This window comes from Amycolatopsis sp. lyj-108 (assembly GCF_046549005.1).
In the GTDB taxonomy this organism is placed as follows: Bacteria; Actinomycetota; Actinomycetes; order Mycobacteriales; family Pseudonocardiaceae; genus Amycolatopsis.
This window is the reverse complement of record NZ_JAJPWQ010000010.1, coordinates 222,008-243,725: the sequence shown is the minus strand read 5'-3', so window position 1 is coordinate 243,725 and position 21,718 is coordinate 222,008. Positions and strand designations below refer to the sequence as shown.

General features: G+C 65.1%; 23 protein-coding genes. 6 read left to right on the top strand and 17 right to left on the bottom strand.

Features of this window, described 5'->3' with window-relative positions; genetic code table 11:
- Nucleotide 1 precedes the first annotated feature (1 nt).
- From ACLJO0_RS31815 to ACLJO0_RS31780, 8 genes are all read right to left on the bottom strand, one after another.
- Nucleotides 2-868: a type II secretion system protein gene (locus tag ACLJO0_RS31815; protein WP_410582535.1), complete on the bottom strand. Its 867-nt coding sequence runs from the start codon at nucleotides 866-868 to the stop codon at nucleotides 2-4.
- Nucleotides 865-1,719, bottom strand: coding sequence for a type II secretion system F family protein (locus tag ACLJO0_RS31810; RefSeq protein WP_410582534.1), 855 nt, complete (start codon nucleotides 1,717-1,719; stop codon nucleotides 865-867). The genes ACLJO0_RS31815 and ACLJO0_RS31810 overlap by 4 nt, the downstream gene beginning before the upstream one ends.
- Nucleotides 1,712-2,968, bottom strand: a complete 1,257-nt coding sequence (locus ACLJO0_RS31805) for a CpaF family protein (RefSeq protein WP_410582533.1) — start codon at nucleotides 2,966-2,968, stop codon at nucleotides 1,712-1,714. Before ACLJO0_RS31805 ends, ACLJO0_RS31810 begins: the two co-directional genes overlap by 8 nt.
- A gap of 73 nt (nucleotides 2,969-3,041) precedes the next feature.
- Nucleotides 3,042-3,938, bottom strand: a complete 897-nt coding sequence (locus tag ACLJO0_RS31800; protein WP_410582531.1) for a hypothetical protein — start codon at nucleotides 3,936-3,938, stop codon at nucleotides 3,042-3,044.
- A 6-nt stretch (nucleotides 3,939-3,944) separates the two neighbouring features.
- Nucleotides 3,945-4,586: a flagellar biosynthesis protein FlgA gene (locus tag ACLJO0_RS31795; protein WP_410582529.1), complete on the bottom strand. Its 642-nt coding sequence runs from the start codon at nucleotides 4,584-4,586 to the stop codon at nucleotides 3,945-3,947.
- Nucleotides 4,564-5,244 (bottom strand): hypothetical protein, encoded by a 681-nt coding sequence (locus tag ACLJO0_RS31790; RefSeq protein ID WP_410582528.1) that lies wholly within the window; start codon nucleotides 5,242-5,244, stop codon nucleotides 4,564-4,566. Before ACLJO0_RS31790 ends, ACLJO0_RS31795 begins: the two co-directional genes overlap by 23 nt.
- A 224-nt stretch (nucleotides 5,245-5,468) precedes the next feature.
- Nucleotides 5,469-5,903, bottom strand: coding sequence for a hypothetical protein (locus ACLJO0_RS31785; protein ID WP_410582526.1), 435 nt, complete (start codon nucleotides 5,901-5,903; stop codon nucleotides 5,469-5,471).
- Between the two features lie 145 nt (nucleotides 5,904-6,048).
- Complete coding sequence (locus ACLJO0_RS31780; RefSeq protein ID WP_410582525.1) at nucleotides 6,049-6,708, bottom strand: hypothetical protein; 660 nt, start codon at nucleotides 6,706-6,708, stop codon at nucleotides 6,049-6,051.
- Nucleotides 6,709-7,161: 453 nt separating this feature from the next.
- On the opposite strand from ACLJO0_RS31780, the gene ACLJO0_RS31775 reads away from it, so the two are divergent.
- Entirely contained in the window at nucleotides 7,162-7,545 is a 384-nt protein-coding gene (locus tag ACLJO0_RS31775; RefSeq protein WP_410582523.1) for a winged helix-turn-helix transcriptional regulator, read from the top strand.
- Here the strand turns inward: ACLJO0_RS31775 and ACLJO0_RS31770 are convergent.
- The 3 genes from ACLJO0_RS31770 to ACLJO0_RS31760 form a co-directional block, all read right to left on the bottom strand.
- Nucleotides 7,542-10,223 carry an MFS transporter gene (locus tag ACLJO0_RS31770; RefSeq protein WP_410582522.1) on the bottom strand — a complete coding sequence of 894 codons (2,682 nt, stop codon included), beginning with the start codon at nucleotides 10,221-10,223 and terminating at the stop codon, nucleotides 7,542-7,544. The two genes, ACLJO0_RS31775 and ACLJO0_RS31770, sit on opposite strands and share 4 nt — an antisense overlap.
- A 208-nt stretch (nucleotides 10,224-10,431) precedes the next feature.
- Nucleotides 10,432-11,229: a class I SAM-dependent methyltransferase gene (locus ACLJO0_RS31765; protein WP_410582521.1), complete on the bottom strand. Its 798-nt coding sequence runs from the start codon at nucleotides 11,227-11,229 to the stop codon at nucleotides 10,432-10,434.
- A 17-nt stretch (nucleotides 11,230-11,246) separates the two neighbouring features.
- A complete protein-coding gene (locus ACLJO0_RS31760) occupies nucleotides 11,247-12,596 on the bottom strand; it encodes a helix-turn-helix domain-containing protein (RefSeq protein WP_410582519.1) in 1,350 nt (449 codons plus the stop codon).
- 788 nt (nucleotides 12,597-13,384) lie between these two features.
- On the opposite strand from ACLJO0_RS31760, the gene ACLJO0_RS31755 reads away from it, so the two are divergent.
- Nucleotides 13,385-13,594: a hypothetical protein gene (locus ACLJO0_RS31755; protein WP_410582518.1), complete on the top strand. Its 210-nt coding sequence runs from the start codon at nucleotides 13,385-13,387 to the stop codon at nucleotides 13,592-13,594.
- Between the two features lie 59 nt (nucleotides 13,595-13,653).
- The gene (locus tag ACLJO0_RS31750) at nucleotides 13,654-14,526 is read left to right on the top strand and encodes a helix-turn-helix domain-containing protein (protein ID WP_410582516.1); all 873 of its coding nucleotides are present in this window, start codon (nucleotides 13,654-13,656) and stop codon (nucleotides 14,524-14,526) included.
- 330 nt (nucleotides 14,527-14,856) lie between these two features.
- On the opposite strand, the gene ACLJO0_RS31745 is transcribed toward ACLJO0_RS31750, so the two are convergent.
- Entirely contained in the window at nucleotides 14,857-15,963 is a 1,107-nt protein-coding gene (locus ACLJO0_RS31745; RefSeq protein WP_410582514.1) for a DUF3644 domain-containing protein, read from the bottom strand.
- 122 nt (nucleotides 15,964-16,085) lie between these two features.
- On the opposite strand from ACLJO0_RS31745, the gene ACLJO0_RS31740 reads away from it, so the two are divergent.
- Complete coding sequence (locus ACLJO0_RS31740; protein ID WP_410582513.1) at nucleotides 16,086-16,214, top strand: hypothetical protein; 129 nt, start codon at nucleotides 16,086-16,088, stop codon at nucleotides 16,212-16,214.
- Nucleotides 16,215-16,454: 240 nt separating this feature from the next.
- Here ACLJO0_RS31740 and ACLJO0_RS31735 read toward each other — a convergent pair whose 3' ends face one another.
- Nucleotides 16,455-16,706, bottom strand: a complete 252-nt coding sequence (locus ACLJO0_RS31735; RefSeq protein WP_410582511.1) for a hypothetical protein — start codon at nucleotides 16,704-16,706, stop codon at nucleotides 16,455-16,457.
- Nucleotides 16,707-17,265: 559 nt separating this feature from the next.
- Nucleotides 17,266-17,595: a PadR family transcriptional regulator gene (locus ACLJO0_RS31730; RefSeq protein ID WP_410582510.1), complete on the bottom strand. Its 330-nt coding sequence runs from the start codon at nucleotides 17,593-17,595 to the stop codon at nucleotides 17,266-17,268.
- A gap of 669 nt (nucleotides 17,596-18,264) precedes the next feature.
- Between ACLJO0_RS31730 and ACLJO0_RS31725 the strand changes: the two genes are divergently transcribed.
- Both ACLJO0_RS31725 and ACLJO0_RS31720 read left to right on the top strand, forming a co-directional pair.
- Nucleotides 18,265-19,419 carry a hypothetical protein gene (locus ACLJO0_RS31725; protein WP_410582508.1) on the top strand — a complete coding sequence of 385 codons (1,155 nt, stop codon included), beginning with the start codon at nucleotides 18,265-18,267 and terminating at the stop codon, nucleotides 19,417-19,419.
- Between the two features lie 16 nt (nucleotides 19,420-19,435).
- Nucleotides 19,436-19,843, top strand: a complete 408-nt coding sequence (locus ACLJO0_RS31720) for a hypothetical protein (RefSeq protein ID WP_410582506.1) — start codon at nucleotides 19,436-19,438, stop codon at nucleotides 19,841-19,843.
- 10 nt (nucleotides 19,844-19,853) lie between these two features.
- On the opposite strand, the gene ACLJO0_RS31715 is transcribed toward ACLJO0_RS31720, so the two are convergent.
- From ACLJO0_RS31715 to ACLJO0_RS31705, 3 genes are all read right to left on the bottom strand, one after another.
- A complete protein-coding gene (locus ACLJO0_RS31715) occupies nucleotides 19,854-20,096 on the bottom strand; it encodes a hypothetical protein (protein WP_410582504.1) in 243 nt (80 codons plus the stop codon).
- 79 nt (nucleotides 20,097-20,175) lie between these two features.
- The gene (locus ACLJO0_RS31710; RefSeq protein WP_410582502.1) at nucleotides 20,176-20,811 is read right to left on the bottom strand and encodes a prepilin peptidase; all 636 of its coding nucleotides are present in this window, start codon (nucleotides 20,809-20,811) and stop codon (nucleotides 20,176-20,178) included.
- Nucleotides 20,812-21,273: 462 nt separating this feature from the next.
- Complete coding sequence (locus ACLJO0_RS31705) at nucleotides 21,274-21,717, bottom strand: hypothetical protein (protein WP_410582501.1); 444 nt, start codon at nucleotides 21,715-21,717, stop codon at nucleotides 21,274-21,276.
- Between the last annotated feature and the right edge of the window lies 1 nt (nucleotide 21,718).

The following is a 21,718-nucleotide window of genomic DNA, read 5'->3' as shown; positions in this document are numbered from 1 at the left end:
TTCAGGTGCCGAGCATCGTGAAGATGCCGGGGAATGCGAGAAAGACGATGAACGCCAGGCCCATCACGGCGATCGGCATGTCCATCCGATCCGAACGGATCGACGAGCCGGTCTTCTGATCCGCCAGGCCTTGCTGGGCGATCGATGCCGCTTTCGAGCGCAGGGTGTCCGCGATGCTCGCTCCGCCCTCGCTCGCGCTGGTGATGATGTGGCCGAGATCCCTGAGTTCACGGACACCCAGCTCATCGGCGAGGCGCTCGAGACCTTCCCACGGCATCCGTCCGCGCAGGGACGCTTCGTTCATCGCCAGCCGGATCCGGTGAAACGCCCAGCCTTCGCCCAACGAGGCCGGGTAGCGCATCGCTTCGACCGGGCCACGGTCGCCGAGCCGCCCGAGAGCGACGAGGTGCGCGTAGGCGACCAGGGCGCCTCGGAACGCCGCTCGTGCTTTCTGCGCCTTGGCGCGCAGCAGGAGCCTCGGAAGCGCCCAGCCGAATGCGGTCGCGCACAGCGACATCGCTCCCGTCAGAAAGACCGGTGTCCCAGCGCCAAGGACCGCGAGTGCAGCGCTCGTCAGCGGAACCACCAGTGCTCCGGCGGACGCGTAGCCGATGCGGTTCAGCATGAAGGATTCGCGTGTCTTGCCGACAAGGTCGAGATCTGTGGTCGGCGCCCTCGCTCCGCAGCGGTCGGCGAGCCGGATCGCCGCTCGTAAGACTGGATTCAGCGACGAACTGTCCGAGACGGTAGGCGGACCGTTCAGGACATCGCTGAGCCGGAGACGTCCGGGCACGTATGCCGCGACGATCAGTGTCGTTCCGCCGGCGATTCCCAGCGCCAGCAGGATGAGTTGGCCGAGCGTGCTCATGTCCGCCGCCGGGTCCGTGCGGCGAGGAATCGGGCGGCAGGCGGTTCGACGCCTAACTGGCGCAGCCATACCGCGGAGGCTCCAACCAACCCGAGCACTACAGCCAGGACAACTTGCCCGACAGGAGTGGCGTAGGCCGAGGTGTACATCGAGCTACCAAGGAGAGCGATCCCCAAGAACATCGCCGCCCAGATGCCCAGCAGAACCCGGGCGGTTGACCTCCTTCGGGCCCGTTCGGATTCCGCGGTGCGGCGAGCGACGATGTCCTCGGCAACCTGGCGGGCGAGCGCACGCAGCAGACCAGCGATCCCTGAGCCTTGACGGTGCGCGACGCAGAGGCCTGCTACCGCGGCATCTCCGATCTGGTCGTCGAGGTCGTCGGCGAACTCGAGCAGTGCTTCCTGCACGTCCCAGGTCCGCAGACGATGCGCCAGCGTGGTCAGCTCGCGGGCGAGGCAGGCAGGCGCTTCGCGGGTGGAGCTCTCTATGGCGCTGACGAGCCCCGTGTTGCCCGCGGCCATGACGTCGCTGAGACGTCGCAGCCAGGTTTCCAGGGCTTCCAGTCGCTCAATGCGCTGCTTGGCGATCGCTCCCGCTGAGAAGAGCCACGGCAGGAAGACGATGAAGACCGCGATGGCCACCCCGGCGATCGGCCAACCGGAGACGAGCCAGACCAGAGCACCGGCTGACAGTGCGAGTGGTCCTCGCCACCGCAGGCCACGATGCCGCCGAAGTGCCTTCGGCTGGAAGACAAGCTTTCGCCGTCGGCCGACACCGAACGCTCCGGCGACGATGAGGGCCAGACCGCCGACGAGACCGACGCCGAGCAGGACAAGGACGAGTTCAGGCATGGACCCACTCCCCATCGCTGCCACAGGTCAGCCAGTTCCGGTCGAATCCGGCGCGCTCGTAGTCCTCGATGTCGGTCGGCAGATTCCCGGTGGGCACTGAACGACGACCTGCGGCACGTTGGAAGAGGTAAGTCCGCGCAGGTCGCCCATACTCACCGGCCTCGACGGAGACGATCTCGGCAACGTAGCGATCGAGACTGCTTCCGTCGGCGACGAGCTCGACGTGCACGATGAGATCGATCGCGTGCGCCACGGTTTCGTGCGCCAGCTCGGGGGTCCACGCAGAGTTCCCCTCAAGGCAGAGACGGGCCATCCGGTTGATGGCGTCCCCCGCGTTCCGCGCGTGCAGCGTGGAGAGGGAGCCCGATCCGCCCGTCGACAGCGCGTCGAGCATCGGAATGATCTCGCGGCCCCGGACCTCGCCCACGATCGTGCGCGTGGTGTGCATGCGCAGCGACTGCCAGACCAAGTGCGACAGGTCGGCGACGGCGCTGCCGGACCGCTCCGAATTGCCGACCCGTTCCTCGAACGCGACGACGGCGGGAAAGCGATCACGATGCCGGTGCAGGCCGAGTTCGAACTCCGTCTCCAGCGTCGCGAACCGTTCATCTGGAGGGATCTCCCAGCAGAGGGCCCGCAGGAGCGTCGTCTTCCCCGCCCGTTGCCTGCCACAAACGACGATGTTCTTCTCCGCTCGCACCGCCGCGCGCAAGAGCGCGAGCTGCGCCGTCGAGATCATCCCCCGCTTGCGGAGGTCCGCCAGCCCGGTCCTGGACAACCGGTGCCGTCGGATGGAGACGTGCGGGCGGTCACTGACTTCGATGGTGGCGGCCAGGCGCTCCCCGCCCGGTAGTTCCATGTTCAGCAGCGGTGACGCGCTGTTGATGGAGCGCTCGGTCCGGCCGTGACGGGTGGCCAGGCGCTGCAACCAGCGAAGCAAGGCTTCATCGGTCGGCGCGATCCGGGGTGCACGCATGACCGTGCCGTCCGCATAGGACAGCCAAACCGGTTCGTTGCCGATGATGTCGATGTTCTCGACGCCTTCGTCCGCCAGCAACGGTTCCAGCCGTCCCAGGCCGAACATCTCCGCCATCACGGCCTGCTTGACGAACCACTCCTTGCCAGGATCCAGGAACGGCCTGCCTCGGCCGGCCCACTCCTTGATCGCAGCCGAGAGGACATCGTCGATCAGCTTTCCTGCGAGCGCACGCTCGAAGCCTCCTGATTCCGGCTCCCCATGGCGTGTCATCTCTTCTTCGACCTGCTTCGCGAGAACCTGTTGGACCCGATCGACAAGCTCATCCGCTCCCGCGAAATCCTGCTCAACCAACATGGCGGTCCCCCTCGCCAGCAGATGCGGCAGGCCGCGGAATCGAGGGCGGTGGCGGCCTCCGCACGAGTTCACGTCGTGGCCTCTCTTGCCTGGCGGGTGCCTGCTCAGGGATCGCCCGCCCTCGCAGCCTTCGCGACCGAGTGAAGGCTCGCTTGCCGATTTCGAACCCGAGCTTCCGGGACGTTTCAAGCAACGACGAGGTCTCGAAGCGTTTGCCTGGCCTGAACGTGTCCGTGAACTGCGTAGCGGCGGACGGATCCCACGGCATCTCACCGACAACCGGCAAACCGAGTTTCGCGAACTGCCTCTCGACCTCCTTGAGTGGAAACCCAGCGGGAGTAGCCGCAACAACGACCACCAAGCCATCGTCCGCTGTACCGAGCAGGCCGATCTCCTCGCGAACCAAGTCCACAGAGGACGACAGAGCCCGGAGCGAATGCCGGTCGTTGCGTACGACCAGAACGGTCAGATCAGCGTTCCCCAGGACAGCGTGCGGCATGCCGCGGGAACGGAGCCGACCACAATCCGCCAAGACGTCGACCGACTCCCAGGTCCGGAACGCCAGCGCGAGTCGCTGCCATTGCAGGCTTTCCGCGGTCCGAGTCGTTTGCGGCCCAGGCAGGAGAAAGTGTCGTCCGGTGCCGTCCGGCAGCGTGATCGTCTGCTGCCACAACGCTTGCGGCAACGGTATCGTCCGCGCGGCCAGCATCGCCTCGAACATCCCTCGGTGGCCGAGTGAACCGCTTGGGTCGAACACCGCGAGCGCTTGGCCGCCGGAGGGATCGCACTCCGCGGCGACAGCGTGGCGCGGCCAAGCCCACGTCAAGGCCAGCGTCGCGGCCGACGTTCCCGGACTTCCGCGTAGAGAAGTGAAAGTGATCAGCATGTTCGCTCAACTCCCCGACAGCAGAACGATCGCGACCGTGCCCACGGATCCCTTGGTGGCGAGCTTCGGGCCCTGTTGCTCGGCCACGACGACGTCGACAACACGGAGTCCGGTCTGATCCCGTTCCCCTACGCGGATGACCGTCCCTTGCACGGGTTCCCAGGTTTCGGCCACTGTGCCGCCCTGGCCCGAAGGAACGAGGAGAACCGGCTTCAACGGCTCCAGGGGAGTCGCCGGGAGCTGAGCCGGCCTCACGGCGATGCCCAGAAGTTGCTCACCATGCCTGGGCGGGAGCTCTCCTCCGACCGCCTGCGCGGTCAGCACGCTCCCCGGCCAGAGATTCGTGGTGGCCTTCCGTCCGATGAGCTGCGACCGGTCCTTCCACAGCACTGGTGTGAGGCCAGGATCTGGCCGGACTTGGACCTCGCGCACGGAACTGTCGAGGACGACCTGCCCGTATCGGACAGGGGCGGCGACACCGACCGCGGCGATCGTCGTGTCGACGTTCCGGTAGATGAACACGGTCCCGGTCGCGCACAGCGCAGCCAGTACGAGACCCACGAGGATCAGCAGCTTCGAGGGGCGCCGCCGCAGGGGTCGGATCTCCGGCGCGCGCGGTGGCTTCTCAAGTTGAGCCGGGTCGTTCATGGCCGCCCTCCCCTGAGTTCAGCGTTCGGATTTCGCGGACGGGCAACCTGGCATTCGATGTCAGGCCCATCGCCTCGGAATCGGACATCCCGCCGCCGGACCAGCTGATCTCCCAGTGACCGGTCGCCGCGATGGAGAAGGCGCCGGACGGGGCCTTCGTCAGGTAGATGTGCCCGCAGTCAGGTGACGCGAGGCCAGCTCTGTCTTCGGTGAACGGCGTGCCCGGTCCAGCGCAAGCTTTCGTCGCGCCGTCGCCCATCGACCAGGTGATGCGAGCGAGCTTGGCGGTAGCCGTCACGCTGACGCTTCCGGCGGTTGCCGTCCGAGCGACCGGGCCGGTGGTGGCCTCGCTTCGTGCGCTCCACATCCACACCGGAAAGCCGATCGTGGCTCCATGCGGCGAGTCGGCGGGTGGCGCCAGCCTGATGTCGGGCGCAGAGAGCCCCATCTGGTCGATCGCCTGCCGAGCGAGTTCGGCTGGCGAAACCTGCGGGACAGCGGGGGGCTCGGCTCCGTTGGGTACGTAAGCCACACGAGCGTCGCCCGGATACCCACCGCCGGGCCCGCCGACGCCACAGATCATCACGACCAGCCGCCCCTTCGACGCGTCCTTTCCCGCCCACATCGGGTCGCCGCTCGCCGGCTGGGGAATCGCCATCGGAACGCATTGCGGAGCAGGTCCGGCGCGCTTTCCCGGGCTGGCTGGCTCTGTCCCCGGCTGGCCTCCCTCGCGGCCTGGCCGACCGGGATCCGTCGCACCGACCCAGCAGGTCCCGCGCACCCCTGAGGATTGGCAACCACCTGGGCCTGGCGCCGGGGCTGCCCACGCCGCCGCCGGGCTGACCATCGCGGTCACCAGCAGAGCCGAGCCGATCGTCTGCATCAGCATGGCTTCTCCAAGGCGGCTTCGACGACCTGTACAAGCCACCGGTCGTGCAGGCTGGCGTACCGGACGACCTCGGCACGGAACTCGTACCGCCGCGGCTGGTCCGGGTTGTCGAGAACCCGCCCCTGTTCGCCTGGCTTGTCGCTGACCAGATGGAGTCCAGTCCGATCCAGGCAGTCGGTGATCTTGATCCGCGGGTCGCGCTCGTCGAGCGACACCGCAGTCACCGCAGGGGAACGCCGGTAGTCACCCTCCATATGCGACGGCACGGAGGCCAGGTTCTGGATTTCCGCGAGGTGACGCGTCAGCTCAGGGTCGACGAGGTACTCGCCCAGCGCTGAGCGCCAGTCCTTCGATTGAGGCGCCTTCTCCGCAGCGGTGCTGACGCGCCAGTAGCCTTCGTAAGCCTCGAGCGCTTTCTGCTTCGCCACGTCCTCAGCTGTCGGCACTTGGCTTGATGTCGGGAGCACCGGAGGTACGGCCGGCGCGGTCGAGGGCGTATTTCCCCTCTCACTGCACCCGGCCGTGCTGGCCGCGATGAGGATGAGCAAGGCGATCACGAGCTTTGACTTCATTTCATGCTCCCCTGAGGCTGATGATCACGGACCCGCTTGCCGCGGCCAGAGCCGGACCGATGTGTTCGGAATCGACGATCACGTCGACCACGACCGTCCCGTCAGAGTCAGGTGATCCGACTCCGGCGACCCTGGCGACGAACGCGTTTCCCGCCGGCGGGAACGAGTCGCACGGCACAGCTTGCGGCAGGGACGACACACAGACCCGCGCATGCGGCCAAAGAGGCTGGCTCGGCCGGTGGCCGGCTTCGACCCGCAGGCCGACTACCTGAAACCCGGCTCCCGGCACGCCCTCCGGTATGAGGCTGGCCGCGGCGAGGAGCGTCCCCTTCTGAAGGCCGACGACGGGCGCGCGACCGATGACAGCGGCTCGGTCGGCCGCTCGGATGAAGCGGACGTCGTGGTCAGGGACCAGGTCGACAGTGACCAGGTCCGCTTCGATGAACGGCTGAGTCGCGCCGACATCCCTGGCCAGCACAAGCGCGGGCACTGTCCTGTCTCTGAGGACCGCGACGAGATGGACGATGACCAGTGCGAACACCAGAGCGACGACCACCGTGGCGAGGTTGAGCCAACGCGACAAACTCTTCGACGGCGGCTCCTGCCCGGACACGCGTCGTCGAGCGTTCCTCAAACGCTCGGTGAAATCGGTGACGGTCATCCTCCGACCTCAGCATCCAGATCGGCAGGATCCACCTGCTCGATGACGCGCCGCCAGATCCGACACTCGTCACACCAGACGTACCGGCTCAACAGCTCTTCGTCGTCTTCGCCCGCGGGGAGCTTTGCTCGATCACCGCAGTCGAGAACGTATTCGGCTGGCATCCGGCCTCCCTCCGTGAACCTGTCTGAAGGCGAAGGCCGGCTGGAGCTGCCCGAGGCGCTTGCGAGTTCCTCGAGCGGGGGAGGTTGTCCAGCCGGCCTTCGATTCTTTCTCCTGCGTCGCCAGGCAGTCCGTTCCTGGCAAAACAGGAATACCGCTTTCCGTCCCGGTGAGGGCAAGGTCAACACCGGGTGAGCCTTGGCTCATCAGGGCTTTTGTCACTCGTCCGGGGGTAGGAATGAGTAGAATTGCTCGCGCGCAAGCGGTGGTGAATCGTGTTAGCTGGTCGGTATGGACGGGTGGGAAATGCCGTACCGGCACAGCGTTCAGATCGCCTTGGATCTCTTGAGAGGCAGGTGGACCGTCGCCGTCTTGGCCGGGCTTGCTCGCGGCGAAACGCCGTTCAAGGAACTGCTGGCCGCGATCAACGACGTCGAAAAGCGCACCGACCGAGATCGCATGCTGTCGAATCGAGTACTGAGCGACACTCTTCAGCGCGCTCGCGAGGACGGCCTCATCGAGCGGCACGCCGAATCGGGCAACTTCGCGACAGTCTCGTACGTGCTCACCCCGACGGGACGCTCGTTGCTCCGCGCCGTCCGACCGCTGGCCGAGTGGGCTCAGGTTTACCAAGCGGACCGCCAAGCTGACGAGGCCGACCGCCGAGGCGCTTAATCCGCCTTGGCGGTTGCAGTACGGCGAGGGTCGGGAAGCAACGAACGAACCCTGTCCCGGCCCGCGTCCTTTGCCGCGAACAAGACGTTGTCCGCCGCCACGAGCACATCGTTGAGGGCTTCGCCCGCTTCCGGATAGGAAGCTACGCCAATTGAAACACTAAGGCGCAAATCGCCCAATTCGTCATCGAACTTCATCCCGCGAACCGCCTCGCAGACACGGTCCGCAATGCCGACCGAGGCCGCCGTATCAGCGCTCGGCAGCAGAACGACGAACTCTTCTCCTCCGAATCGCGCGGCGATGTCGTACGACCGAACGTTTTCGACGATCGCCTGTGCGATCTCGCGCAGGACCTTGTCCCCGGCAATGTGTCCGTAGGTGTCGTTTACCGACTTGAACTTGTCAACATCGATCATCAGCACGCCGATCGGCGCATGGTGACGCCGAGCTTTGGCCACCTCGTTCTCCGCGAGGGTCTTCCACGTCTCGGCGTTGAGCAAGCCGGTCTTCCTGTCCGTCGTCGCCGCGGCCTCGAGTTGCCGAACGAGAACGCTGCGCGTCAGCACGTACAGCGGCAGCATGACGAAGACCAGCGCGAGCGGATGCCAGACCATCAACAACGTGACCAGGACGCCGACGCACAACGTCGCGAACTCGATGCTGTTCTCGCTCCAGCTGCCGACCAACGCTCCGACCGAGCGCTTACCGGGCGACAACGCGATCACCCCGGCGACCAAAGCCGAGTTCACCAGCCAGTAGGAGAGGACCACCACGGCCAGACCCAGCAGTGCACCGTCGTCGATGTTTTCGAGGGCCTGGACAGCGGGGAGCCAGCGGGCCACTGCGATGGCCGAACAACAGGCGACGACCACCGAGCTCGCGCTGAACACCACCCGGTAAAGGCACATGCCGGACACTCGACGCCAACTGCGCCACCACATGTGCCCGTAGAGGATGACCGCGGTCGCCGCCGCCAAGGCCGGCGTGACCAGCAAGGCCGCCGCGAGGGTCCATACCGAGCTCATGTTGACGTGCGGCGTATCGGAGAACCGACGCCGCATCTGCTCGACAGCCCGGGTCACTTCCGCCGCGAGGAGACCGAGCACCACGAGGACGCCGAACCGGTAGAGATCGGAGCGGCTCACCAGCGTGAACCCGTCCAGCAGAAGCGTGAGGACGACCGCGGCGATCTCGACGGCCAAAACGAAGGCGATCACCCGTCCCTGCAGCGACCAGAGCTTCCACCGTGTGACATTCCAAATACGTTCTGTATCACCGGAGGCCTCGCTGGTCACATCGGAGGCTCTGACCTGCATACTTGAGTCGCTTGCGTCCCCAGGCGGTCCTCCGGCGGACGCCGTCGTCGGGGTGTTCTCAGCGGGCGGGCCGTCCAGGCAGTCCGTTCGCTGGGAGGAGGGTTCGTCGATGACCAACAAGGACTGGTGATCTCGCGCGTACTCATTCGCTGAACCACGCTCGCTCCCGGCCCGCCGCCGGGAGCGAGTCAGGACCCACAGCACGCTGATCCCCGCCGCCACGCCGATCGTGACGGCGCCTGCGGCGGCAACAGCCTTGAATGGCCCGAACTGCTGGGCGGCCAGCCCGCCGCCCAAGATCGCGATGCCCTGCGAACAGTGCAGGCACGTCGACATCCGACCCATCACTCCCCCGCGCCGGGCATCCGGCACCAAGTCGACGACGACGGTCTGCACCTGGATGAGAAACGCCGTCGAGACAGCGCCGGACGCGGCCCAAAGGACGATCGAAGCGACCATCCCCGGTTCGAAGGCACAGGCGGCGAGCGGCAGGCCGGCCACCACCGCGAACAGCAGCGCGGTGAGCGGCGTAGCGGGCAAGCGAAACCGCGTCGTAAGCCAAGCGCCGATGGCGCTTCCCAGCGGGTCGGCAGCGAGCAGCAAACCGATGCCGAAGGCGGAGATCCCCAGCGCGTGTCCGTACGGCACCGCCAAGCCCTCGGGCACGACGTAGAGGCCCACCAGCAGGACCAGGGCGTAAAGCAGAACCCACGTTCGGGTCGCCGCGCCTGCCGCGTACGTCGGCTCCTCTTGTTCGGTGTCGGTTCGACTGAGCGACCTCGACGACACGCCCTTGAGGATGATCACAGCGCTCAGCACGAAGGTGCCCGCGTTCACCAGCATCCCGAGATGCGGCTCGATCAGCGTCAGCACGAGCCCGCCGGATCCGAAAGCGACCACCTGAGCGACTTGACCGGTGAACTGCCGCAGCGCGAGCCCCGCCGGGAAGGCCTTCCGGCCGAGAACCTGCGGTAGCAACGCGGACTGCGCCGCCTTGAACGGGCCCGCCGCCGCACTAAGCACCGCGACGCACACCCACAGCACAGGCAGCGGTAGCCCTGGCAACGCCATCGCCGCGGCGAGGACTGCACGGACGATGTCGGTGACAACCAGGATCGCTCGCCGCGGATAGCGGTCGGCGAGACCGGACAGCAGGAAACCACCGAGCACGGAAGGAATGAAGGTCAAGGCGTACGTCAATGCGGTCAACGCCGCGGACGAGGTCTCCTTGAACACCAGCAACGACAACGCGACCCGGGCGATCTGGTCGCCGCCGATCGACAGCAACTCGGCGACCCAAAGCGCCCGGAATTCCGGGTTCCGCAATGGCACGGCAAAGCCGGCACGGCGGCGTTCCGCCATATCCGTTCCCCCTACACGCAACTCCCAGGCGACAACTCAGCATGCGGTCGCGCAGTCACGCTCCCGCCGGACTGACCATGCCGGGTCGTTCGTCCCTCTCCCGAAACTCACGGTATGCCCGGAGCGTCGCCAGATGACCACGATCAGCGACTTTTCGCCCGTTTGTAGTACGTGACTACCCAAGGCGATCAATTTGTGAGTCGCCAGGTCAGACGGGCTTTCGAACGACGATGATGCCGCCTCGGCAGGAGATCGTGAACTCGCCGTGCCGGTCGAGGTGCCGGACGAGCAGCTCATGGGCACGATCGATCGTCGCGTCGAACGGGACGCCGCCTTCGTCAGCCCAAGCCCGATACGAACGAAGGTGCGTGAGCACAGGGCCGGGCTCGCGGACGGTGATCACGCCGGGAAGATCGACCGTGGCGACCTGTTCGAAGTACGGCTCAAGGAGGCGAGGCGCGTCTTCGAGCGCGAACCGTTCGCTGAGCGCCACCCGCCTCGGCCCGTTGTCGATGCCGAGGACATCGCTGGCGGCCGCAGACCAGAGGTCGTCCAGCTCGACCTTGTCGCTGTGCGCGTTCGTCGACACGAACACGAGGCCGCCGGGAACGAGCGCGCGGCGGATCTCTTCGAGCGCCGAGGGCAGGTCGGCGACGTGGTACAGCATGTGCAGCGCCAGGACGACATCGAACCGTCCGGACGCGAACGGCAGGGCCGCCGCGTCCAACGCCACAGTCGGCGGTGGCAAGGGCGCCAGGATTCCCGGCGAGATGTCAGCTCCGATGACAAGCGCTTGCGGACGCTCGCGACGGATGCGGTCGAGGAACTTCCCGTTCCCGCAGCCCAGGTCGAGCACGCTCGTAGCCGAAGCCGGCAGATGTTCGAGGACGATGCCAGGCAGGTCGTAGCGCGGCTGCTGCCAGCTGTACAGCGACTGCCGTGCGGCCAGATCGGCCTCGTCCTTATACGCACTTCCGGCGAGCTTGGCACGGCTGGTCGTGTCCACGCCCTCAGGTCGCGATGTCACTTCGCGACCACCGCCGATCCCGGCGGAAGCGCGGGCGGCGGCGCGCAGAACTCCCGGATCTCGTTGCGCAGCCCCTTGGCGCGAGCCGTTGTGAGGTACTTCGTGGAGCTCAATCGATCTCCGATGTCGCGTGCCCTCTTGACGATGCTGGCCGTCCGGCGCACCTGAGGCGAGGCGAGAACGGGAGCCAGGTAGGACTGCGTGGCATCCAGATCGCCCAGGACCATATGTGCGCCAGCCAAATCAAGGCGGGCAGCGAGGATGTCTCCCGCGGAACGATCGGCGGGGGCCGCCACGTGGTAGACGTCGAGCGCGAACTGCGACTTTCCGATGGCCTGTTTCGCCAGGGCAGGACTGCTCTTCAACGTCAGCAACGTGGTTCCGGCGTACACCGACTGCTTCGCCGCGGGAAAAGTGAAGACGCCGGAGTACTCGTCCATGGTCGCGTCGGCGCGCGCGGTCTCCGCGACATCGAGCGCGGTCAGCGTTCCTTGTTCGTCACCGCGTGCCGCGCAGGCCCGCGCTTCGAGACTCGCCAGGCGAGCTCCAGTCGTTCCACGGGGCCGGAACAAAGCACCTTCCCGTGCCCGTTCGACAGCGTCCTCGAGCCGGTCATCCCAGTAGGCGATCAGGCTCTGGAGCGCCTTGATCCAGCCGAGCATGTCCTGATGTCCGGCCAGTTTGGCGTACAGCCAAGCGGTCTGTGCGTGGATGTCGGCGGCGCGGTAGTCACCGAGGTCCAGCGACACGTGTGCCTGCAAGCCACCGAGCCTGCTCGCGTGCAGATAGAGGTCACGAAGCTGGTTCGGAATCCGGTTGCTGTCGAGTAGCCGGAAGACCTCTTGACGTAGTTCCCGAATTTCGCCGAAGACGTCGACCAGGGGCCGGGAGATGTAAGCCGCGGCGATCCTGCGGATCTCGGAATCGAACTGTTCGACGGCCTCGTTCGTCGTTCCCGAAGACGCGATCATGCGCGCGGTCCGCGCGGCATCGCGTGCGTCCTCGGCGACTGCCTGCCGGCTGAGCTCCGCATCTTCAACCCCTTCTGGCGAACTGGTCAGGACTGTAACTCGCCCCAAGCGACGACGAACCTGTTGCTCCTCCTTGGCTTCGCGCCAAAGCGCGCACAGCCGCCCTGCGGCACCAAGGGCCTGATCGAGTGACTCGACGAGGTTCTGCGACGGAAGATTCCCACCGACCCGCTCGGCCATGGAAACGTAGTTCCGGGTGTATCCCACCCGCTCACCCAAGCCGGACTGACTCAGGTCGGCCGCACCCCGGAGCCGCTTGATCTCCCCAGCGAGACGGGCTTGCGCCGTCTCGGCGGTGACACTCTCGTCGGCCATGTGGTCTCCGGCTCTGCCAGGGGGTAAATGAGGGTAAATACCAAACGTAGCGACGTTACCCCGTTACGTAACTATACCGGTCACGCCAGAGTGGTGAAAGTCCAAGAAAACCACTCGCGTCCGGAGGCCAGCGATGACGACAACCGTCTGCAAGAACTCGATGCGCCGCCATTCGAAGCGCCGGATGCCGTTCTGGCCGACCAAATCGCGAGCCAACCGATCGCAGGATCCTGAACCCGTCCAGTTGTATAGCTTGCTGACGCTGTATCTCGCCGTGCACGCTCCTTTCCCCGACACCGACCCACTCCACGGCCGATGCTCGTGCTGCGGACAGTTCTGGCCGTGCGTTTCCGTCCGCCTGGCCTACCGGCTCCGCGAAGGCTTCTGAGCGAATGCCGTCCAGGAGGCCGCCATGTCGATGTTCTGGTCTGTCAGCGCTGCCGTAATCACCGTCTGCCTGATCTGGCTCATCGTCAGCCGGATCAGAAGGCGCCGCCGAATTCACCTGTTCCGAGGGCAGCCGTACTGGGCAGCTTTGGCGATCGTCGCCAGAGTCAGAGGGCAGCGAAAGGATGAGAAAACCAGATGGCCTTCGGCCGAGCCTGACGTGCTGGACGACGAGCCGACGGAAGTCATCGTTCTCCCTCCACAGCCACGGCCGTACCTGGAAGCCCTACTGCCGCTGTCACAGGAACCCAGGAGGCCGTAGGTGGCTTACCGAGTAGCTCGAACAAGACTTACCCATTCCCGTAACGAAGCCGAGGTGGGTGACCCGGTCGTGGAACTGCGTGATCGTCGACAGCGACAGCCCGTTGGGCAAGGTCGCATCCTCGATATGCGACCTGAACGCACACCTGCCCGACCCCGACGTCGCGTTCCTCTGCTCTATCTGCTTTGGCAAGCAGTGGCCGTGCGAACGGTTTGACGTCGCTGCGAGGGAAGTACTCGCCGCGCGGCTCTCGCTGACGGCTCTTATCCCGGCCGAACTCCACCACTGACTCTGGCCACAAAGTCCTCAGTGGCCGTGACCAAGCCCGACTTGAGAAAGTGATCCATCGTGTTCAAATCGGCACCGAAACCATCGGCGCAACCCAGGCGCGTCGAGGAGTCCACAGCCAAGAGTCGAGAGATCGGCGTAGCGCTTCGGCGTGCGAGGAAACACGCCAACCTGACTCAGTCTGAAATCTGCGGCTCAACCGGTTGGGGAGCTCCGAAAGTCTCTCGGATGGAGAGCGGGCAGCGCGAAGGGTCACTTCTGGACATCGTCACCTACCTGGCGCAAGCCAGGACCACACCGGCCGAGTTCGATCGTTTGAAGAAGTTGGCCGAGTCACCGGCCAATGGCTACGACCTCCAGCGTCACCCGGAGAACATGCCCGACCTCCTCCCGACCTATGGCTTCCTGCACGCGAGCGCCAAGGCCATGACGTTCTACGAACCGCGGCGAATCCCTTCACTGCTGCAGAGCGAGCAGTACGCGGAAGTGATGCTGCGACACAACTGGAACCCCAAGGACCCGCTCGTCAAGGAAGCCGTGCAAGCACGGCTCTCGCGGCAGCAGGTACTCCAGGGTGTGGCAGAGGGCTTCGAAACCACCTTCTACATCGATGAAGTCGCTCTCCACGACCCGACCATGCGTAGCGTCCTGGATGAACAACTCCTCCAGTTGATGATCACCTCGACCGTCCCACACTGCCACGTGCACATCGTTCCGTCCGACAGCTTCGACGAAGACCTTCAAACTGCGTTTGGCTTCTTCGAGGACTACGACGGCAACTCCGTCCTCGCCGTTCACACCGCTACGGCAATGTTGGTGTTGGAAGAAACTGGAGACATGGCGCCGTATTTGCGCAAGCTGAACGAACTCCGGGAGACCGCTCTCGATGCAGAGGAATCCAGAAAGAAGATCGTCTCGGCTAACCTGGTCTGAGTACCGACTAGGTTCCTCCAGTGTATTGCCGCCATAGACTTTACTGCAGAATCGACCCTCTTCGTCCGCGAACCCAGTTGACTCCAGGGAAGCACAGCAAAGCTGTAGACAGGTCGCAGGCACTGCTGACGTGGGCGAGTTCTCACAGACCTACGCAGACTTCGGCACGCATCGAGGTCGACCGCGAAGCGTTACCAAGGTGGCTACCCATGCACCAAGTGGGCCGGCCCAATGACGATCACCTGCGGGCAGTTCAACGCGGCGTGAGGCCCGCCTGGCGACCACATCAGACAATCCAGGAACTCCGCCTGCTTGTGGACAGTCGCGTCTCTAGCTGGCACGACAGCCATTCACCGGGCAGGGGATCTGGCTCGTCGAACGCCCTCTCGGTTTGTGCGCCTGCCAGACAGCTTCCATGTCGATGGTAGCCATCGCGTCGCGCATCGCAGTGAACGCGTTGTCGGAGTAGCGACGTTGGCGAACCGCACCGAGTTCGAAGAGGTGGCTGTCAGGACCATCCTCGGCGAGCCCCAGATGCCGGCGCAGAGCCGTGCCTCGTGCCGTGGTGAGCCCAAGCGCCGAGGCGAGTTCATTCGCCGACCGATGATATTTCTTGAGCAGGTCCACGGTACGGATCGCCGCCGCGGGAACGGATTCGTCCGCGACGTAGCGAACTGGCGCCCCTTGCTTCTTCGTGAAGTGAACCGTCAACGTGAGCCCCGCGCCGTCGATAGCCGTCGCAACGTCTTCGAGCCGCGGGAACACGTTCTCGCGGGAGTCGCCACTGCGGATACCACGTTCGACTCGGTCGACGTCCTTGTTGGATACAATCGTATCCGGTTCAACGTGGGCTTCCATTGCCAGCAGCGTCCGGATACGTGCCCGTGCCTCGTGACCGGCACGTCGTCCTGGTTGCAGGAGGGCTCTGATCTGGGTGTATTCCTCGTCGAGGACGATCGCCAGGTCGCGGGGCGGGTCGACCGACACTGGCAGCACCCGTGTGGGCAGGTGCGTTGCCAAGCGTTCAGCGAATACGCGCTGGAGAACGTCGTCGAAGAGCGTTACGGCCGCCCGTGCGTGGAGGTAGAGAAGCTGTTCCGGGACGATGTTGAACCAGTGCTGCTCGTCATCACGCATGGCATCGATCGCGCGCAGAGTTCCCGCGTCAGTGTCCTCGAGTTTGATGATGTCGTTCCCGGCGGCGAGCCGCACACATTTCTCAAAGCCGATGGACCGGCCAGTCTCGCGATCGAACACGTTCTTCTCACCAGTCTGAACCAGCGCGGCCTTGAGCAGCATCTCGAAGGCATGCTGCAAGTGCAGGAGAACCCGGGTCACCCGCCCGGTGTCGTGAGGAGAGTTGAATGCCTCGACCGCGCACGTGAGCGAACCGACGGCCTTCGCCTTCAGCACGCGGCTCTCCTGTTTGAGCTTCATCGCCCCTCCCGATTCCACGCCTCGCATCACTCATTCCTGGTGTCGGGCCACTGCACAGAAGCGTTTCAGCGCGAGATCATCGCCGTGCTATTTCGTAACCGAAGATCCCGGGCTGGTGGAGGATGGCCGAGCGACAGCAGCTGCTCGCGCTGACCTACGCGCACCGATGGAACCGCCGCCCGATCTCCCAGCCCGCGGCTTTCAACATCATCCCCGGTGCCGGCGAGTACGTCTCGTTCCCGCGGCCCTGACACTCAGTGCTCTCCGCAACATCTAGTGTTCGAAGGCGAGCTCGACGGAGCCACGGACGCCGAAGGCCCAGACCATGCACCTCGACACCCCACTCGACATCCTGCGCACGTTCGTGCCATGGGAGGCCGAGCGAAACAATGATCTCCGCACCCCGAGATTCCCTCGGTCTGGGCGGGGCAATCCCGCTAGACGACGTCGCATTGAACCAACTCCGCCCAGCGCCATCATGTCGCTGCCGGTCAACGACGACGTCGGCGGACGGCGTATCCGGAACCTGCGACAGTCGCGCTGAGCAGTCCACATGCGGCCACCGGCGACACATGCGCGACAAGCGCCAATGCCATACCCCCGAAGGCAAGAACCATCAGCACAATAAGGGCGATCCAGCGGCCAAGCCGAATTGCGTTATCAGTGCGCTTCGTGTCCTCGACCACATAACCGATCCAGCCATGTGGGTTCGGGCGCTGGTCCTGTCGAATTTGACGGCTCATGAGCGCCTCCGCGCACTCGCTTCTTCGTGCCGAAGGGCGAGCCTTAAGCGAGGAATACTGACCAAAACCCGCAGGGCATGCAGGACTTGTTGCCGCCTCGAGACGCCGGCATCGACAAGGCCAGCGATCTCTGACAGGAAGATCTCTTCGTATTTGAACCGCTCCGCTGCCGGCAACAACACCACCGAGTATCTCGTCAGCCACTTCGTCGACTTCGCCGGGGCCATGACGCGTACAGGACTCGCCGGCTGCGGCAAGGTAATCTCAGACGCGCTGGGCGCGGGCGTCTCCTCCCGAGCCCGTGAGGCAGCACCAAGGTTAGGATCAGGGCTTCGAACTCCGTCTTTCGCGCCGTAGTAGAGGTAGCGCGGTTCGGAAGTCAGAGGCGCCTCAGAGAAACTGCGAAGTCTTTCTTCATGTGCCAAAACATACGGCCGACAATTACCTATCCGTACCACTTCGAAACCGGTGTCTTGAGCCTCAAGCGGGTTCAACGTTCCAGCATGTGCCGGGTACTCGACCGACCCCTCGAAATTCGAATCGTCCACAGACCCCCCGGTCACTCCGCCCCCAACACTCGAGGCGAGAGTCGCGCAAGCGCTTGCACAGAAACAGCCGACCTGCACAGGGCGGACTGAACTATCCCGATGGAGTTCGGATCGAGACGGTAGTACCTACGCCGCGGACGTCCAGCCTCAGCCGGATCGACGTCTTCCCAACGACTCTGCAGCCAACCGACCTTCTCGAGACGCGCGAGGATCGGATGGATGGTCCCGCTCGCCAATCCGGCCTCGGCACAGATTTCGAGCCCGTACATCTCCCGATCCGGATCACCCATCAGAACATGCAGGACCAACTGCGTCGGCAGCGTCATCTTCGGCTGTCGCATACTTTAACTCTACCTAGGGTCGCAGGATGACTGCAAGACACCCAGGCATGAGCACACGCTGACCCCGTCAACTATGGCACAGGTAGCGCGAAGCGAGACCCAGGTGAGGCACGGTCAGCCTCACCGAGCCAGTTCCCGCGACTCTGCGTCCGAGCCTGAGAGCGCGAACCTCAACTTACTCCTGTCACTCGACCTCGATGGCGCCGTGACCGGCAACGTCGAGTTTGGGACGTTCAGGCCACCGGCAACGTCCCCGTGGGACAAATCATCGAGGAAGTTCTACCGACTACGGCGCCTTCCGCGGCCGCCCACCACCAGCACCCTGTCCCGGCCGCGCTCGCGCCCAGGTCCGGATCTCTGCTTCGCGCGCAGGCGACCAGCCAGGTGTCCGCCCGATGACAACGTCCGGCTCAGGGAACGGGTGATCGGCGGCGTAGCGGCGCCGCCACAGGGCGACCGTTCGATGCGAAACACCGAACCACTCTCCGACTTCGACCATCCCGAGGTATCGAAGGGTCAGCCCTTCGCCGGCCGGACGGCCATCTTCCACCCGATGGTTTTTGCCGCTCACCAGGCTGAAGTTAACAGGCACCTGCACGTCTAACCCGGACCAGCGGCGACGCGGCATGTCTCGCCTCGAACAAACCTTGTTGACTATGTGTGCAAGGTTTGCTTACCCTGAACCTTGTTTACTCAGTGCTCAAGGTTTCATGGGAGGCGCAATGCGACACATCAACACCGAGTCCTTGGCTGTTCGGAAGCGGTTCGAGGGGCGTCGCCATGGCCGAACACACTGAAGCAGCCTGGTGCCCGCCCGAGCCGCGTGAGCTTCCCGCCTTGCGCGAGCATCTAGCCGAGTACCTCACGACCTTCGCCGCTCACCTGTTCACCTCGGCACTGATACGCGAGGGCAGAGGAACACTTCGGCCCACCGGTGATCCGGACCTCGGTGCCGAGGTAATGCTGACGGACGAGTACCAGCGGCTCCATCAAGCGCGGCTGTTCTACGTCACCAACGACATCACGCCCCTCGTTCACCATGCCGCCCGGAATCTTCGGGACCGCTGGGACATCGAACCTCAGGACTTACCCGCACTGACCGGCTTCATGCTCTTCGCCGAACCGCTGGCCACCTACGCCAGAGAAAACGGCAAGAAAGTCGCCATCGTCGCCGTCTCGTGGGGAGAAACCACCCTCATCAGCCATCCCGACGGTGGACTCTGGCTGACGTTCTGGAGCGCCACTGACTTCGCGGCGGTCATCGCCAAGTTCCGTGCGGTGGGCTTCCCAGCGGCCGAAGCGACCCGGCTCGCACACGCGCAGAATGCGGAGCTGACGTGGGATAACGAGATCTACATGCCCTGGGGCGCTACCCAAGCCGTCGTCCCCGACGAACCCGGCGGACGAGCCCTCGACCCCACCAAAGTCGCCGCCGCCAAGACGACGATCGACTGGCTGCGCGTAGTCCACGCCGGATGGATCTTCTGCCAGCCGAACGGCTTCACGGAGGTAACCGACGAGCACCTCCCGAAGACGTTGCGGAAGCGGTCCGCGCGAGCCGGTCACTCTACGGACCCGGTCCGAGTGCTCTCGGTCAGCCGGAAGCCACCTCCTCGACCGGCGCGGGCCTTCGAGCCGACCGGACGCACTGTGAGTGTCCGGTTCCCCGTCGCACCATTCCTTCGAAGGCAGGCTTACGGACCCAACCACTCGCTCCGACGCTGGAAAGTCGTATCCGGCCACTGGCGCGGCCCGGCTGACGCACCAGTCCGGATCGGCAAGAAGGTCAACTTGATCGACGCTCCCCCACCTGGGCTCGACTGACGGAAGGCAGGAAATCATGATCGCAGTCAAACGGCCGAATCCGACCGACGACGTCATGTCGGCGGCCCATCACTGTCTCGCGGCCGAGAACTTCTTCGCTCGTGCCAAAGAGCTTTACGACGAAATCGCAGACGTTCCGCGGAAGCGAAACGGCTTCCATCGTCGCCTGGCCAAGAAGCTGGAGCGGTCGTACAGGACCTATCTGGAGTGGGCGCGTTTTCACCTCCAGATGGCAGAGGTCATCACGCAGGGCAGCAACCTCGTACTGACGTACAACCGCGCCTCGTCTACTTTGGACCCACGGCTTCTCGGTACGGACGTGGCCCACGAGGTGGTCTGCTGGGATGGGTTCATCGGCGGACAGCCGCGCGACGGCCGGGAACGCTGGCTACCGAAGCCGGGCACGGCTGACGCCGACTACTGAACCAGTTAATTCACAGCAGGTCTTCGTAACCGAGGTCCGCGGCAACGTCCTCGACGAAGTCCTCACCTGGAACACCGGGCTGTTCGTTCTCCACGTCCCAGGCCGCGTCGCCGACTGCGTCGCCACCTTCTTCCAGTGCGTCGACGACCATCTCGACCAACCCACGGGCCTGGTCATCGTCGAGGTCGAATCGCTGTGCAGCGTTAGACGCGGCTTGTTCGAGGTCCTGGTCGTACCACGGAGGTTCGTACATCGGTGGGCTCCTTTTGCTGGTTTCTGAGCCCTCAGAACATGGCGTTCTGGCCTCGCGTTCGATTCACGCTGGCGTTCGTTCAGGTGCTGAGCGCCGCCAACGTCGCGCTCAGCACCGTGGCGGCCAGCATCGGTGGCGCGAGCGGCATACGACCGTCACGAAGACCCCAACGCTTCACGAGCAGACCGAGCCCGGCGATCAGGGCGGCCAACAGATAGGAACCGACGATCCCGGTCAGGAGCCACTTCCACCCCAGCCAGCCAAGCAGCATCCCCAGGCTCGGCGCCAACTTGACGTCGCCAGGTCCTGGATCGCCGGTGAGGAGGAACGACACCAGCAGCACGCTGCCCCACACTGCGGCGCCGACGAGCGCCATGGTCAACGACGGCACCGAATCGGTGATCAGTGCCGCGGTGACCAGCGTGATGGCCATTCCTACGGCCAAGGGTGCGGTGAGCCGGTCCGGTACCCGGTGTTCGACGACGTCGACAGCAGCGGCCGGCACGCCGATCATCGCAAGGAGGGCGCCTGCGGCGACCACGCTGGGCGGCCAAACCGCGGCAGCCGCTCCGACCACGGCGGCTGCGGCCACGATCGCGCTGTAGTGGGGGCGCTTTGGCGCCGTATTCAGAGTGGCGCGGAATAGCAGTACCGATACCGCGGCTAAGCCGCCGCCGAGGACGAATCCGGCGGCGAGGCGCAGGTCGATGTTCATCTAGCGGTCGGCGCCCTCAGTTGGTCCATCCGGTCATCGTCACATGGGCGCGGAGGCTGGCCCGCCGTATCGGCCTTCACGTCGCTCGACCGTGTGAACGTCTTGCCTGTAGCCCGAACCTGATCTCGGCGCCGTACCAAGAACCGACTTCGTTCGAACGTGCACGGCGGTAGTGCCACCCCGGATGATTCGAGACCGCGAGCCCACGGCGGCATTCGCAGGTGGTCACGCACCACCACCCGGGCCGCACACGCAAACCCGCCTGGCCTACGGGAGGGAAGTGGTCGGCGAGCGCCCCTGTCGCCTTCGTGATGATCTCGCCGAGCGAGGAGCCGCGAACAAGCAGCTGACCGTGCGCCTCGTGGTGTTCGGCGACCCATTCGACGTCGCACAGCTGAGGTTCTGAAGTCGCACTCATACCCGAGACAAGCCCCGGTGATGAGTCGCTTGATGCGGTGAAGCTCAGTCGTGCTCGAGCGCTTCGAGGCCCTCGCGCTCACCAGCGGGGATCGTGGTCATCCAGGTATCGAAGTCCTGCAGGACGAGGAGCTGGCCGGACCGCGCCGGCTGCACGGTCACGGTCGAGCCACTGACAAGTTCGAGGACGAGCCGGGGACCATCATGCCGTGCCGCGGCGACGTGGAGCGCCCGACGTCGGACGATCGCCTGATCGAAGACGGGTAGCCGCGTTTCCGGGTCTTGAAATGCCGCACGCAGTGGCCGAATCCAGAAGAGAGCGGGCTCATTCGTGTCCCGGCGTACGTGCCTGGCCAGCGCGACCCGTTGGCCGCCGTCGATGGCGAGTTCAGCGCCAGGCAGCAGGTCGTCACCCCGCGTCTGCGCGCGGCCGGCGACCAGGTTCTCAAGGATGCGCGCGGCCGCGTCGAGGTCTATCTCACGATTCACG